This is a genomic window from Pantoea phytobeneficialis, assembly GCF_009728735.1.
GTDB classification, from domain to species: Bacteria; Pseudomonadota; Gammaproteobacteria; order Enterobacterales; family Enterobacteriaceae; genus Pantoea; species Pantoea phytobeneficialis.
In genome coordinates this window covers 1210587-1224661 of record NZ_CP024636.1, presented here as the reverse complement: position 1 = coordinate 1224661, position 14075 = coordinate 1210587, and the positions used below count along the sequence as shown (strand labels likewise).

Sequence of the window (14075 nt, the reverse complement as noted above, 5' to 3'; positions counted from 1 at the left end):
CACGCTCTTTTGATTTTAAAACCTGCGCGATAAATCGCGCCGCTACGGAATGTGCATAAATGCCAGATTAAAGCCCCAACGCGTAACGCAGCACCTGACGTTTTAACGCACCGGCGTGTTCAGCAGCGATCAGTCCCAGATTACGGGCGAAACGCAGCGGCGGCAGTTTATTGCTGAAAGCGAAGTAAAACAGATCCATTCCGCCCTGCATCAACAAATTATCTCTGCGGCGCTGGCGCTGATAACGCTGCAACACCGCCGCCGATGACCACGACTCCGCCTGACTACGCGCCTGCACCAGCGTGTCCAGCAACGCATCCACATCACGATAGCCAAGATTCACCCCCTGCCCGGCCAACGGATTGATGGTGTGCGCCGCATCGCCAACCAACGCCAGCCCGGCGGTGACATAGCGCGTTGCATGGCGTCGCACCAGCGGAAAGGATGCCGCCGCCTGCACCTGAAAACGCCCCACCCGCGCCGGAAAATGCGCGTGGATCTCTTTTTCCAACTGTGGCAACGGCAAACTTTGCAACTGACGAATACGTGCTGGCGCGTCATACCACACCAGCGAAGCATGCCTGCCGAACAGCGGCAAGAACGCGCGCGGCCCTTCCGGCGTAAACTGTTGCCAGGTGGCATCCCCGGCGTCATGTTCACACTCGACGCTAATCAACATGCAAGATTGCGCGTAGTTCCAGCCATGCACACCAATCCCGGCCAATTGGCGCACGCGAGAATTGGCACCATCGGCCCCCACCACCAGTCTGGCATCCAGCGTGGTGCCATTGTCCAGTTGCACATGCCAACCGCCGCTGTGCGGCAGCACATTATCCAGGCTGGCCGGAGCGCATAAGGTCACCCCATCTTCCTGCATCTTTTCCCACAACGCGCGTTGCAGCACGCTGTTCTCAACCATATAACCCAGTTCAGACAGACCGAGTGATGCCGCATCAAAGGTGACATGGGCCGTTTGCCATTCCCAGGTTTCCAGCTTGCGGTAAGGTGCACAACGCATCGCCTGCACACGCGGCCAGACGTTAAGCTGTTGCAGCAACGCCACCGACGACGCACCAATGGCGGAAATACGAACATCCGGCGCGCGCGCCGCATCAAAAGGGGCCGGTTCAGCCCGCTCAACCACCGCCACACGGAATTGCTGCTGCGCCAGGCCGCAGGCCAGGGCCGCACCAACCATCCCGCCGCCAATCACCACCACATCAAAATGTGAATCCTGCATTACCGTTATCCCTCATATCTAACGCAGCGCTCATTGTGCGAAGTGTACCGGAAATTCACGTCACGATCAGAAAAGCCCTTACCCTTATACTGGTCACAACAGCAGCAAAGCATTACAATACGCGCCCAGCACTTACCTGCACTGAATTAATGGCTAGTCCAATGACCAAAAAACTGCATATCAAAACCTGGGGCTGTCAGATGAATGAGTATGATTCATCGAAGATGGCTGACCTGCTGAACAGCACCCACGGCTACACCCTGACTGAGGAAGCCGAAGAGGCAGACGTTCTGCTGCTCAACACCTGTTCCATTCGTGAGAAGGCACAGGAGAAGGTTTTCCATCAGTTAGGACGCTGGAAAACGCTGAAAGAGCGTAATCCCGACCTCATCATTGGCGTGGGTGGCTGCGTGGCTTCTCAGGAAGGCGACCATATTCGCCAGCGCGCGCCCTGCGTCGATATCGTGTTTGGTCCACAAACGTTGCATCGCCTGCCGGAGATGATCAACACCGTGCGCGGCAGCAAAAGTCCAATCGTCGATATCAGCTTCCCGGAAATTGAGAAATTTGACCGTCTGCCCGAACCGCGTGCAGAAGGCCCTACAGCGTTTGTTTCCATCATGGAAGGCTGCAACAAATACTGTACTTTCTGCGTGGTGCCTTACACCCGTGGCGAAGAAGTGAGCCGTCCAAGTGACGACATTCTGCTGGAAATCGCCCAGTTGGCGGCCCAGGGTGTGCGCGAAGTTAACCTGCTGGGCCAGAACGTCAACGCGTATCGCGGCGCGACCTTTGACGGTGACTTCTGCACCTTCGCTGAACTGCTGCGTCTGGTGGCGGCGATCGACGGTATCGACCGCATCCGTTTCACCACCAGCCATCCGATTGAGTTCACGGACGATATCATTGAGGTTTACCGTGATACGCCGGAGCTGGTCAGCTTCCTGCATCTGCCGGTGCAGAGCGGCGCTGACCGCATTCTGACGCTGATGAAACGCGCGCACACGGCGCTGGAGTACAAAGCGATCATCCGTAAACTGCGCGTGGCGCGTCCGGATATTGAAATCAGCTCCGACTTTATCATCGGCTTCCCCGGTGAAACCCAGCAGGATTTCGAACAGACCATGAAGCTGATTGGCGATATCAATTTCGACATGAGCTTTAGCTTTATCTACTCCGCACGCCCGGGTACGCCAGCGGCCGACCTGCCGGACGATGTGCCGGAAGAGGAGAAGAAGCAACGCCTGTACATCCTGCAAGACCGCATCAACCAGCAGGCGATGGGCATCAGCCGCCGTATGTTGGGTACCGTGCAGCGCATCCTGGTGGAAGGTACCTCACGTAAAAACGTGATGGAACTGTCAGGTCGTACTGCAAACAACCGCGTGGTGAATTTCGAAGGCTCGGTCGGCATGATTGGTAAGTTCGTTGACGTGGAAATCGTCGATGTTTATACCAACTCATTACGTGGCAAAGTGGTACGTACAGAAGACGAGATGGGCCTGCGTGTGGTAGAAAGCCCGGCGTCGGTGATTGCGCGTACGCGTAAAGAGAACGAAATCGGCGTAGGTCTGTTCCAGCCTTGAAACCCCGACCTTTGAGCGACAGCGCACAAAACGCTGTCGCCTGTTGCCTCAGGCAGCACTTGCATTCTGGCAGTGCTGCCCAAATATCTCCCCTGAAGCTTGCGCCCAGGCGTTGCCCCATAAATAATTCCGTAATGATGCGTCGGGCCTTGCTGCCACGCCTCGGATACACTTTTTCAACTGGCCCTGAGTGACCCAAAGGATTCATTTGAATATCGAAACTCGTGAAATCGCCCTTGAACCGGTAGATAACCGCCGACTGCTCAGCCTGTGCGGTCCGTTTGATGACAATGTGAAACAGCTGGAACGGCGTCTGGGGATCGAAATCAACCGCCGTGACAACCAATTTAAACTGGTGGGCCGCACGCTGTGCGTCAACGCCGCAGCAGATATTCTGCGCACCCTGTATGTGGATACGGCACCCGTACGTGGTCAGTTCCAGGATATCGAACCCGAGCAAATCCATTTAGCGATTAAAGAGAGTCGCGTACTGGAACAAAGTGCGGAGAGCGTGCCGGAGTACGGTAAAGCGGTCAATATCAAGACCAAACGCGGTGTGATTAAACCGCGCACGCCCAACCAGGCGCAATACATCGCCAATATTCTCGACCATGACATTACCTTTGGTATCGGTCCTGCCGGTACGGGTAAAACCTATCTGGCGGTCGCTGCCGCAGTCGATGCGCTGGAACGCCAGGAAATTCGCCGTATTCTGCTGACGCGTCCGGCGGTCGAAGCCGGCGAGAAACTTGGTTTCCTGCCAGGCGATCTCAGCCAGAAAGTCGATCCTTATCTGCGCCCACTTTACGATGCGTTGTTCGAGATGCTCGGTTTTGAGCGGGTTGAAAAACTGATGGAACGCAACGTCATCGAAGTGGCACCGCTGGCGTATATGCGTGGCCGTACGCTGAATGATGCCTTTATCATCCTTGATGAGAGCCAGAACACCACCATCGAGCAGATGAAGATGTTCCTGACGCGTATTGGTTTTAACTCCAAAGCAGTGATTACCGGTGACGTAACGCAGATTGACCTGCCGCGCCATACGAAATCCGGCCTGCGCCATGCTATCGAAGTGTTGTCCGAAGTCGATGAACTCAGCTTTAACTTCTTCCACAGCGAAGATGTGGTACGTCACCCGGTGGTGGCGCGCATCGTTATCGCCTATGAAGCCTGGGAAGAAGCAGACCAGAAGCGCCGTGATAAACAGGCCGAAGAGCGTAAACGTGAAGCGCTCGCGGCCACCCAACCCAGCCCGCAGGAGCCTTCATGAGCGCGGTAATTCTTGATCTACAACTGGCTTGTGCTGACAGCCAGGGCTTACCTGACGAAGCGGCTTTCCAGCGTTGGCTGGAAGCTGCCGTCACCCCGTTCCAGCCCGAGAGCGAAGTGACGATACGTCTGGTTGATGAGGCGGAAAGTCATGAGCTAAATCTGACTTATCGTGGGAAAGATAAGCCGACCAACGTGCTCTCTTTTCCCTTTGAAGCCCCACCCGGCATTGAGTTGCCGCTGCTGGGTGACCTGATTATTTGCCGCCAGGTCGTGGAGCAAGAAGCCGTTGAACAAGGGAAAACCCTGGAAGCCCACTGGGCGCACATGGTGGTGCACGGTACACTGCACCTGCTGGGTTACGACCATATCGAAGACGATGAAGCCGAAGAAATGGAAGCGCTGGAGACCGAGATAATGCTTGCCCTTGGTTATCCGGACCCGTACATTTCGGAGAAAGAAGACGCCTGAGCCACTGGCTCCGGTCATTATGCTGCTGGCGTGGACGCCGGCAGTTTCCTTCCCTCACCAGAGAGAACTAAATAAAAACGCCATGAGCGACGACCATTCTCAAAACAGCGATGCACCCAGTAGTAAAAAGGGATTTTTTTCCCTGCTAATCAACCAATTGTTCCACGGCGAACCGAAAAACCGTGACGAACTGCTGGGGCTAATCCGCGATTCTGAGCAAAAAGAACTGATCGACCAGGACACCCGCGACATGCTGGAAGGGGTGCTGGATATTGCCGAACAACGCGTGCGCGACATCATGATCCCACGTTCCCAGATGATCACCCTGAAGCGTAACCAGAGCCTCGAAGAGTGCCTGGCGGTGATCATCGAATCGGCCCATTCCCGCTTTCCGGTGATCAGCGAAGATAAAGACCACGTTGAAGGCATTCTGATGGCGAAGGATTTGCTGCCCTTTATGAGCAGCGCCTCAGAACCTTTCAGCATGGAGAAGGTACTGCGTCCGGCAGTCGTGGTGCCGGAAAGCAAGCGTGTGGACCGCATGCTGAAAGAGTTCCGTTCACAGCGCTATCATATGGCGATTGTGATTGATGAATTTGGCGGCGTGTCCGGTCTGGTGACCATTGAAGACATCCTTGAACTGATCGTCGGAGAGATTGAAGACGAGTATGACGATGAAGAAGATCGTGATATCCGTCAGTTAAACCGCCACACCTACACGGTGCGTGCGTTGACGCCGATTGAAGACTTCAACGAGGTGTTTGGTACCGGCTTCAGTGATGACGAAGTGGATACCATTGGCGGTCTGGTGATGCAGGGATTCGGCCACCTTCCCGCGCGCGGTGAAAGCATTGAAATTGATGGTTACCAATTCAAGGTCGCCATGGCTGACAGCCGCCGTATCATCCAGGTGCATGTAAAAATTCCGGAAGACTCGCCGCTCCCTCAACTGGATGACGAATAACTTTATGGCTTTAGCCTCTCTCTACTCGCGGCAGCGGGTTCGCCTGCTGCTGGCGTTAATTACGGGTGCCATCGGCACCCTTTCCTTTTCCCCGTATGATTTCTGGCCCGCGGCGCTGATTTCGCTGTGTGGCCTGCAACTGTTATTGCTGGACCGTCGTACCGCGCAGGCGGCCGCGATTGGCTTCGCCTGGGCTTTTGGCCTGTTTGGCAGTGGTATCAACTGGGTATACGTCAGCATTGCGACTTTTGGCGGTATGCCGGGACCGGTTAACGTTTTCCTGGTGGTGTTGCTGGCTGCCTACCTGTCGCTCTACCCGATGCTGTTTGCCATCCTGCTTAATCGCCTGTGGCCTCGCGTCACATTATGGCGTCTGGCAGTGGCGGCCCCGGCATTATGGCAAATCACCGAGTTCCTGCGCGGCTGGATCCTCACCGGATTTCCGTGGCTCCAGTTTGGCTACAGCCAGATTGATGGCCCGCTGAAAGGCCTGGCTCCGCTGGCCGGAGTGGAAACCATTACCTTCCTGTTGATGGTCATTGCCGGTCTGCTGGCGTATGCGCTGCATCAACGCAACGTCAAAAGCCTGATCGCTGCCGCACTGCTGCTGTTGCTGCCGTGGCCGCTACGCATGTTGCAGTGGTATCAACCGCTGCCGGAACGCAGTGTCAATGTCGCGATGGTACAGGGCAACATCCCGCAATCGATGAAGTGGGATCCCCAGCAACTGCTGAATACCCTGCGGGTCTACACCTCTTACAGCCAGCCGTGGATGGGCAAAGCGCCGATTATTATCTGGCCGGAATCGGCGATTACCGATCTGGAAAGTAATCAGCAACCGTTCCTGCGCGCGCTGGATGACGAACTGCGCGCACGCGGTAGCTCACTCATCACTGGCATCGTCGATTCACGTCTGGAAGGCGACAACCGTTACCACGATTACAACTCGGTGATTGTGTTGGGTGGCGAACAACCTTACAGCTATCAAAGCCAAAACCGTTACCAGAAAAACCATCTGGTGCCGTTTGGTGAGTTTGTCCCGCTGGAAGAATTGCTACGACCGCTGGCTCCGTTTTTCGATTTGCCGATGTCGTCATTCAGCCGTGGCGCTTATATCCAGCCTGCGCTGAAAGTGGCGGGTTATAACCTGACCACCGCCATCTGCTATGAAATCGTATTGGGTGAACAGGTTCGCGCCAATTTCCATCAGGACACTAACTTCCTGCTTACCGTCTCGAATGATGCCTGGTTTGGTCACTCCATCGGCCCATGGCAGCATTTCCAGATGGCGAGAATGCGGGCGCTGGAACTGGGTCGTCCGTTACTACGTGATACCAATAATGGCGTCACGGCGGTGGTTAACGCCAACGGAGAGGTTGAGAAGATGCTGCCGCAGTTCACGCGTGATGTGCTGACCGCCAAAGTGACTCCGACCACCGGTGAAACCCCCTATGCCAAAGCCGGTATTTGGCCGGTGTGGGTACTGACATTACTGGGCGTAGTGCTGGCGCTGTTACGACGTCGTCACTAACCTCCCACGTTTTACCAAGGCGAAGCTCATCCTTCGCCTTTTTTTATCGCATTTTTCCGCTCCCGTCCCGTGGCTTTACCACATTCTCTGCTGGCTTTTTACACTCATTAATCGCTTTGGCACGATCATTGCTATTTATTTCAGTGTTTTTCGCAAACATCAGCTTTTGTCAGCGTAATGCTCGCCATGAAGCACCGTAATAAGGCAATGATGCGCACCATTGTGGCGCACAGGTCAAATTTTGCTTTTTATTGGTGCGGAGCGGCTCGCAAAAAAGAAACTTTTCTGTTTCATTGCGTTAACAATTCGCTATGTTAAGCACTATCCTGCGCGCGGTTGCGCTACGGGATAATCAGAAAAGCAGCGAAAAATACACACAACATCACAATCTGCGCAGTTTATCTGCTGTGCACCAGCAATACGAAGGAGTTGGAGATGAAATTACGGAAACTGGGCCTTTGCCTGGCTCTGGCTGGCCTCGCCTCCGTGGCTCATGCGGAAGATGCTAAACCGGCAGCCGCAGCACCAGCCGACCAGCAAGTCAGCACGCTGGATAAAATCAGCAAAAATGGCGTGATTGTCGTCGGGCATCGCGAATCGTCTGTTCCCTTCTCTTACTACGACAATGAGCAAAAAGTCGTCGGCTATTCGCAGGATTACTCCAACGCGATTGTTGAAGCCATTAAGAAAAAGCTGAACAAACCGGATTTGCAGGTCAAAATGCTGCCAATCACCTCGCAGAACCGTATTCCATTGCTGCAAAACGGCACCTTTGATTTCGAATGTGGTTCCACCACCAACAACCTGGAACGTCAGCAACAGGCAGCCTTCTCTGACACCATCTTCGTGGTAGGTACACGTCTGCTGGTGAAAAAAGGCGGCCCGATTAAAGATTTCGCTGATCTGAAAGGTAAAACCGTGGTTGTCACCTCCGGCACCACCTCAGAAATTCTGCTGAACAAGCTGAATGATTCACAAAAAATGGGCATGCGTATTATCAGCGCCAAAGATCACGGTGACTCCTTCCGTACGCTGGAAACCGGTCGTGCCGTGGCCTTTATGATGGATGACGCCCTGCTGGCCGGTGAACGCGCCAAAGCGAAGAAACCGGATAACTGGGAAATCCTCGGCACGCCGCAATCGCATGAAGCTTACGGCTGTATGCTGCGCAAAAACGATCCTGAGTTTAAAAAGCTGATGGATGACACCATTGCCCAGGCGCAGACCTCTGGCGAAGCGGCCAAATGGTTTGATAAGTGGTTCAAAAATCCGATCCCGCCAAAAGGCATGAACATCAATTTTGATCTCTCGGATGATATGAAAGCGCTGTTCAAAGCACCAAACGACAAGGCAATGAACTAACAATCACAATAAGGGCGGCCCTGCTGCCCTCTCGATTGCTGAAAACACGGTGCGGACAGACAGACTCTCACAGGTCGTTCCCCTGAGAAGAGTAAGCAAGACACCGTTCATCAATCTTCCGGGTAACTTGTACCCTACAGGTATAAGTTACCCTTTTTTTACCGGAGCTCGTTATGGGTATCGACTGGAACTGGGGCATCTTTTTACAACCGGCCCCGTTCGGCAACACGACCTACCTCGGCTGGCTGTGGTCCGGATTTCAGGTGACCATTGCCGTCTCCTGCTGCGCCTGGATTATCGCTTTCTTTGTAGGTTCCTTCTTTGGCATTCTGCGAACCGTGCCTAATCGCCTGTTATCAACGATTGGTACTTGTTACGTGGAGTTGTTCCGCAATATTCCACTGATTGTGCAGTTCTTCTTCTGGTATCTGGTCGCGCCGGAACTGGTGGGGGAGAACCTTGGCATGTGGTTTAAATCGGAACTGGACCCGAACATTCAATTCTTCTCTTCATCGGTGATTTGCCTTGGGCTATTCACCGGTGCGCGCGTCAGTGAGCAGGTGCGTGCCGCAATTCAGTCGTTGCCGCGCGGCCAGAAAAATGCGGGGCTGGCGATGGGCCTGACGCTGCCGCAAACTTATCGCTACGTGCTGCTGCCAAATGCGTATCGCGTGATTGTGCCGCCGATGACCTCGGAAATGCTTAACCTGGTGAAGAACTCCGCCATCGCCTCAACCATCGGTTTGGTAGATATGGCCGCGCAGGCGGGTAAGTTGCTGGATTACTCAGCACACGCCTACGAATCTTTCACCGCCATCACCCTGGCTTACATTGGTATTAACCTGGTGATTATGCTGCTGATGAGTCTGGTGGAGCGCAAAGTGCGACTGCCCGGCAATATGGGAGGGAAATAATGTACGATTTTGACTGGAGTTCAATTCCTCCCAGCCTGCCCTACCTGCTAAACGGTATGGTGATTACCCTCAAAATCACGCTGACTGCGGTGGTGTTCGGTATCATTTGGGGCACCATCCTCGCGGTGATGCGCCTGTCGCCCTTCACGCCGGTCCGCTGGTTTGCCAAGTTGTACGTCAACCTGTTCCGCTCCGTACCGCTGGTGATGGTGCTGCTGTGGTTTTATCTGGTGGTGCCGAGTTTCCTGCAACAGGTACTGGGCTTGTCGCCGAAGACCGATATTCGCCTGATCTCCGCGATGGTAGCCTTTTCGCTGTTTGAAGCCGCTTACTACTCGGAGATTATCCGAGCCGGCATCATCAGTATCGCCCGTGGGCAATCCAGTGCCGCACTGGCGCTGGGCATGACCCACTGGCAATCGATGCAACTGGTGATCCTGCCGCAGGCGTTTCGTGCGATGGTGCCACTGTTACTGACCCAGGGGATTGTGCTGTTTCAGGATACCTCGCTGGTGTACGTACTCAGCCTGGCAGACTTCTTCCGCACCGCGTCCACCATTGGTGAGCGTGACGGTACCCAGGTAGAAATGATTTTGTTTGCCGGACTGGTCTACTTTGTGATCAGCCTGAGCGCTTCGCTGTTGGTTAGTTATCTGAAAAGAAAAAGGACGGTTTAAATGATTAGCCTGAAAAATGTATCTAAGTGGTATGGGCACTTTCAGGTGCTGACCGACTGCTCCACCGAAGTGAAAACCGGTGAAGTGGTGGTGGTATGCGGTCCGTCCGGCTCTGGCAAATCAACGTTGATCAAAACGGTGAACGGTCTGGAACCTATCCAGCAGGGCAGCATTCAGGTCACCGGCATCGAAGTCAACGACAAGAAAACCAACCTCGCACAGCTACGTAGCAAAGTCGGTATGGTGTTCCAGCATTTCGAACTGTTCCCGCACCTGAGCATCGTCGACAACCTGACGCTGGCGCAGGTCAAAGTGCTGAAGCGCGATAAGAAGGCGGCGCGCGAAAAAGGGCTGAAGCTGTTGGCGCGTGTCGGCTTATCCGCGCATGCTGACAAGTTTCCCGGCCAGCTCTCCGGCGGCCAGCAGCAGCGTGTCGCGATCGCCCGTGCGCTGTGCATGGATCCGGTGGCCATGTTGTTCGATGAGCCAACTTCAGCGCTCGACCCGGAAATGATCAATGAAGTGCTTGACGTGATGGTGGAACTGGCGCAGGAAGGGATGACCATGATGGTGGTTACCCACGAAATGGGCTTTGCCCGCAAAGTCGCCAATCGCGTGATCTTTATGGACGAAGGCAAAATTGTTGAAGACACCAACAAGGATGATTTCTTTAACAATCCGCAATCAGATCGCGCCAAAGACTTCCTGGCGAAGATCCTGCACTAACGCATAACCCGTCGTGGCGCGATAAATCGCGCCGCGACGAAATAGGATCAGGGTTCAAATGGCTGGCGCTGGAACTGATCGTGGCCGCATTCCGGGCAACGGGTTAAGGTCTCCGGGGTATAAATGGCGCGGGTGAAATGACACTTCTCGCATACCAGATTCCCCAGCCCCACCACTTCGCCGCTTTGATAGACGCCATGATGACGCAGATCCTGAAACACTTCGCGCCACTCCAGTTGGCTCTTATCGGTGATATCAGCCAATTCCTTCCAGATGCTCTCACGGATAACACGCATAAAGACCGAGTCACCCACTGCATCGGATGACTCCTCATAGCTGAGTGCGAACTCCTGGAGATCCCGCCGTACTGCACGCATCACTTCATCGACCTCTGCCGACGTCAAATCCTGCTGCGCCAGCAGACGCAGACGTGCACTGGCAACCAGCGCCTCAATATCACGCTCGCCACGCTCCAGCCGTTGGGTTAATGCCGCTACCGTCGCACGATAGACCTGCGCCACGTTATTCATTTTGTTCTCCTTTCTGCTGCGAATGCCCTGATTAAGTTTAGTCACTGGCAAGTCCACGCGTTGAGGAAATCACAAAAGGGTGAATGTGGCGGCGCATTCAGTAGAAATCGCGCGGGCAAAGGCGCGAAGTGTTGTTGAGGGGCAGCCTTATGGGTATGCTATGCGGATCTAAAAGTACGCTTAGAGCGATATTCATTAAGGACCACAGGCAGCCATGCAAGAGCAATACCGCCCGGAAGAGATAGAATCCCGCGTCCAGCAGCACTGGGACGAAAATGAAACCTTTAAAGTGACCGAGCAGGAAGGCAAAGAGAAATACTACTGCCTCTCTATGCTGCCCTATCCTTCCGGCCGCCTGCACATGGGCCATGTGCGTAACTACACCATCGGTGATGTGATTGCCCGTTATCAGCGTATGCTGGGCAAAAACGTGCTGCAACCCATTGGCTGGGATGCATTTGGTCTGCCCGCCGAAGGTGCGGCAGTCAAAAATAACACCGCCCCTGCCCCCTGGACGTACGACAACATCCAGTACATGAAAAACCAGCTCAAACTGCTGGGTTTTGGTTATGACTGGAGCCGTGAACTGGCAACCTGCCAGCCGGAATATTATCGCTGGGAACAATGGTTCTTCACCAAGCTGTACGAAAAAGGCCTGGTTTATAAGAAGACCTCGGCGGTCAACTGGTGCCCAAATGACCAGACCGTTCTGGCGAACGAGCAGGTCATTGACGGCTGCTGCTGGCGCTGTGACACCAAAGTGGAGCGTAAAGAGATTCCACAATGGTTTGTCAAAATCACTGACTACGCTGAAGAACTGCTGAACGACCTCGACAAGCTGGAAGATTGGCCGGAACAGGTCAAAACCATGCAGCGCAACTGGATTGGCCGCTCTGAAGGCGTGGAGATCACTTTCAACGTTGCCAACAGCGACGAAAAAGTGACGGTCTACACCACCCGCCCTGACACTTTTATGGGGGCGACTTACGTAGCCGTTGCCGCAGGACATCCTTTGGCGCAGCAGGCTGCAACCAGCAACCCGGCGCTGGTGGACTTCATTGACGAATGCCGCAACACCAAAGTGGCAGAAGCCGATATGGCGACGATGGAGAAAAAAGGTATGGCCACCGGCCTGCATGCCATCCATCCGCTGACCGGCGAAGAGATCCCGGTGTGGGTCGCCAACTTCGTCCTGATGGAGTACGGCACCGGTGCGGTGATGGCAGTTCCGGGTCATGACCAGCGCGACTGGGAATTTGCCACCAAATATGACCTGTCAATCAAACCGGTCATTCTGAACCTCGATGGTACGGCACCCGACCTGAGTGCAGCCGCGATGACCGAAAAAGGCACGCTGTTTAACTCCGGCGAATATGACGGGCTCGACCATCAGGCAGGCTTCAACGCCATCGCTGATGCGCTGACCGCCAAAGGCGTTGGCGTGCGCAAAGTTAACTACCGTCTGCGCGACTGGGGTGTTTCCCGTCAGCGTTACTGGGGTGCGCCGATCCCGATGGTCACGCTGGAAGATGGCACCGTGATGCCAACCCCGGAAGATCAATTGCCGGTGATCCTGCCAGAAGACGTAGTGATGGACGGCATTACCAGCCCAATCAAAGCGGATCCTGAGTGGGCGAAAACCACCGTAAACGGCCAACCTGCGCTGCGTGAAACCGATACTTTTGACACCTTCATGGAGTCATCCTGGTACTACGCGCGTTACACCTGTGCCAACTACAACGAAGGTATGCTGGACCCGGCTGCTGCGAACTACTGGCTGCCGGTCGATCAGTATGTTGGCGGTATCGAACACGCCATCATGCACCTGATGTACTTCCGCTTCTATCACAAGCTGCTGCGTGATGCGGGCCTGGTGAACTCTGACGAGCCAGCCAAACGCCTGCTGTGTCAGGGCATGGTGCTGGCAGATGCCTTCTACTACGTGGGTGCCAACGGCGAGCGTAACTGGGTTTCTCCGGTTGACGTCAACGTCGAGCGCGATGAGAAAGGTCGCATCGTAAAAGCTATCGACAATCAGGGCCGCGAAGTGATTTACGCTGGCATGAGCAAAATGTCGAAGTCGAAAAACAACGGTATCGACCCGCAGTTGATGGTAGAACGTTACGGTGCAGATACCGTACGTCTGTTTATGATGTTTGCTTCCCCGGCAGAAATGACACTGGAGTGGCAGGAATCAGGCGTGGAAGGCGCAAACCGCTTCCTGAAACGTGTCTGGAAACTGGCCTGGGATCACGTCGCAAAAGGTGCCACCGTTGCGCTGGATGTGAACAGCCTGAACGACGATCAGAAAGCGCTGCGTCGCGATCTGCACAAAACCATCGCCAAAGTGGCGGATGATATTGGCCGTCGTCAGACCTTCAACACCGCGATTGCAGCGATCATGGAGCTGATGAACAAGCTGATCCGCGCACCGCAGGAGAGCGATCAGGATCGCGCCCTGTTGCAGGAAGCGCTGGTGGCTGTCACGCGTCTGCTGTACCCGTTCACACCGCACACCAGCTATGCCCTGTGGGAAGCGCTGGGCGGTGAAGCGACTATCGACGATGCCAGCTGGCCGGTCGCTGACGAAGCAGCTATGGTTGAAGACTCACTGCTGGTGGTGGTTCAGGTTAACGGCAAAGTGCGCGGCAAAATCACCGTTGCGCCCGATGCCACCCAGGAGCAGGTGCAGGCGCGTGCCGCGCAGGAGCATCTGGTGGCGAAATATCTGGAAGGCGTCACCATTCGTAAAGTGATTTATGTCCCCGGCAAACTGCTTAACCTGGTCGTGGGTTAAGTTCA

12 protein-coding genes are annotated in these 14075 nt (G+C 54.7%); 10 read left to right on the top strand and 2 right to left on the bottom strand.

From position 1 onward, the window contains the following. Positions 1 to 67: 67 nt before the first annotated feature. Positions 68 to 1240 (bottom strand): 3-demethoxyubiquinol 3-hydroxylase, encoded by a 1173-nt coding sequence (ubiF, locus tag CTZ24_RS05550; protein WP_208725012.1) that lies wholly within the window; start codon positions 1238 to 1240, stop codon positions 68 to 70. A 161-nt stretch (positions 1241 to 1401) separates the two neighbouring features. Between ubiF and miaB the strand changes: the two genes are divergently transcribed. The 9 genes from miaB (at position 1402) to CTZ24_RS05505 (ending at position 10743) form a co-directional block, all read left to right on the top strand. Beyond that, positions 1402 to 2826, top strand: coding sequence for a tRNA (N6-isopentenyl adenosine(37)-C2)-methylthiotransferase MiaB (gene miaB / locus CTZ24_RS05545; RefSeq protein ID WP_021182382.1), 1425 nt, complete (start codon positions 1402 to 1404; stop codon positions 2824 to 2826). 208 nt (positions 2827 to 3034) lie between these two features. Continuing rightward, positions 3035 to 4099 (top strand): PhoH family protein, encoded by a 1065-nt coding sequence (locus CTZ24_RS05540; RefSeq protein WP_021182381.1) that lies wholly within the window; start codon positions 3035 to 3037, stop codon positions 4097 to 4099. Then, positions 4096 to 4569, top strand: coding sequence for an rRNA maturation RNase YbeY (ybeY, locus tag CTZ24_RS05535; RefSeq protein WP_021182380.1), 474 nt, complete (start codon positions 4096 to 4098; stop codon positions 4567 to 4569). Before CTZ24_RS05540 ends, ybeY begins: the two co-directional genes overlap by 4 nt. Positions 4570 to 4651: 82 nt before the next feature. Continuing rightward, entirely contained in the window at positions 4652 to 5533 is an 882-nt protein-coding gene (gene corC, locus CTZ24_RS05530) for a CNNM family magnesium/cobalt transport protein CorC (protein WP_036624428.1), read from the top strand. 4 nt (positions 5534 to 5537) lie between these two features. Beyond that, a complete protein-coding gene (gene lnt, locus CTZ24_RS05525) occupies positions 5538 to 7064 on the top strand; it encodes an apolipoprotein N-acyltransferase (protein ID WP_208725011.1) in 1527 nt (508 codons plus the stop codon). Positions 7065 to 7499: 435 nt separating this feature from the next. Next, the gene (locus tag CTZ24_RS05520; RefSeq protein ID WP_021182377.1) at positions 7500 to 8426 is read left to right on the top strand and encodes a glutamate/aspartate ABC transporter substrate-binding protein; all 927 of its coding nucleotides are present in this window, start codon (positions 7500 to 7502) and stop codon (positions 8424 to 8426) included. 173 nt (positions 8427 to 8599) lie between these two features. Continuing rightward, entirely contained in the window at positions 8600 to 9340 is a 741-nt protein-coding gene (locus CTZ24_RS05515) for an amino acid ABC transporter permease (protein WP_021182376.1), read from the top strand. Beyond that, positions 9340 to 10017, top strand: coding sequence for a glutamate/aspartate ABC transporter permease GltK (gene gltK, locus CTZ24_RS05510; protein WP_021182375.1), 678 nt, complete (start codon positions 9340 to 9342; stop codon positions 10015 to 10017). The genes CTZ24_RS05515 and gltK overlap by 1 nt, the downstream gene beginning before the upstream one ends. Next, a complete protein-coding gene (locus CTZ24_RS05505; RefSeq protein WP_013508259.1) occupies positions 10018 to 10743 on the top strand; it encodes an amino acid ABC transporter ATP-binding protein in 726 nt (241 codons plus the stop codon). 47 nt (positions 10744 to 10790) lie between these two features. On the opposite strand, the gene CTZ24_RS05500 is transcribed toward CTZ24_RS05505, so the two are convergent. After that, the gene (locus CTZ24_RS05500) at positions 10791 to 11273 is read right to left on the bottom strand and encodes a zinc ribbon-containing protein (protein ID WP_208725010.1); all 483 of its coding nucleotides are present in this window, start codon (positions 11271 to 11273) and stop codon (positions 10791 to 10793) included. 214 nt (positions 11274 to 11487) lie between these two features. Between CTZ24_RS05500 and leuS the strand changes: the two genes are divergently transcribed. Beyond that, positions 11488 to 14070, top strand: a complete 2583-nt coding sequence (gene leuS / locus CTZ24_RS05495; protein ID WP_208725009.1) for a leucine--tRNA ligase — start codon at positions 11488 to 11490, stop codon at positions 14068 to 14070. Positions 14071 to 14075: the final 5 nt, after the last annotated feature.

Excerpts from the sequence above, each read along its gene's own strand:
- CTZ24_RS05520 (WP_021182377.1), top strand. The coding sequence starts at position 7,500 with ATGAAATTACGGAAACTGGGCCTTTGCCTGGCTCTGGCTGGCCTCGCC.
- corC (WP_036624428.1), top strand. The coding sequence starts at position 4,652 with ATGAGCGACGACCATTCTCAAAACAGCGATGCACCCAGTAGTAAAAAG.
- CTZ24_RS05505 (WP_013508259.1), top strand. The coding sequence starts at position 10,018 with ATGATTAGCCTGAAAAATGTATCTAAGTGGTATGGGCACTTTCAGGTG.
- CTZ24_RS05515 (WP_021182376.1), top strand. The coding sequence starts at position 8,600 with ATGGGTATCGACTGGAACTGGGGCATCTTTTTACAACCGGCCCCGTTC.
- ybeY (WP_021182380.1), top strand. The coding sequence starts at position 4,096 with ATGAGCGCGGTAATTCTTGATCTACAACTGGCTTGTGCTGACAGCCAG.
- miaB (WP_021182382.1), top strand. The coding sequence starts at position 1,402 with ATGACCAAAAAACTGCATATCAAAACCTGGGGCTGTCAGATGAATGAG.
- ubiF (WP_208725012.1), bottom strand. The coding sequence starts at position 1,240 with ATGCAGGATTCACATTTTGATGTGGTGGTGATTGGCGGCGGGATGGTT.
- gltK (WP_021182375.1), top strand. The coding sequence starts at position 9,340 with ATGTACGATTTTGACTGGAGTTCAATTCCTCCCAGCCTGCCCTACCTG.
- leuS (WP_208725009.1), top strand. The coding sequence starts at position 11,488 with ATGCAAGAGCAATACCGCCCGGAAGAGATAGAATCCCGCGTCCAGCAG.
- lnt (WP_208725011.1), top strand. The coding sequence starts at position 5,538 with ATGGCTTTAGCCTCTCTCTACTCGCGGCAGCGGGTTCGCCTGCTGCTG.
- CTZ24_RS05500 (WP_208725010.1), bottom strand. The coding sequence starts at position 11,273 with ATGAATAACGTGGCGCAGGTCTATCGTGCGACGGTAGCGGCATTAACC.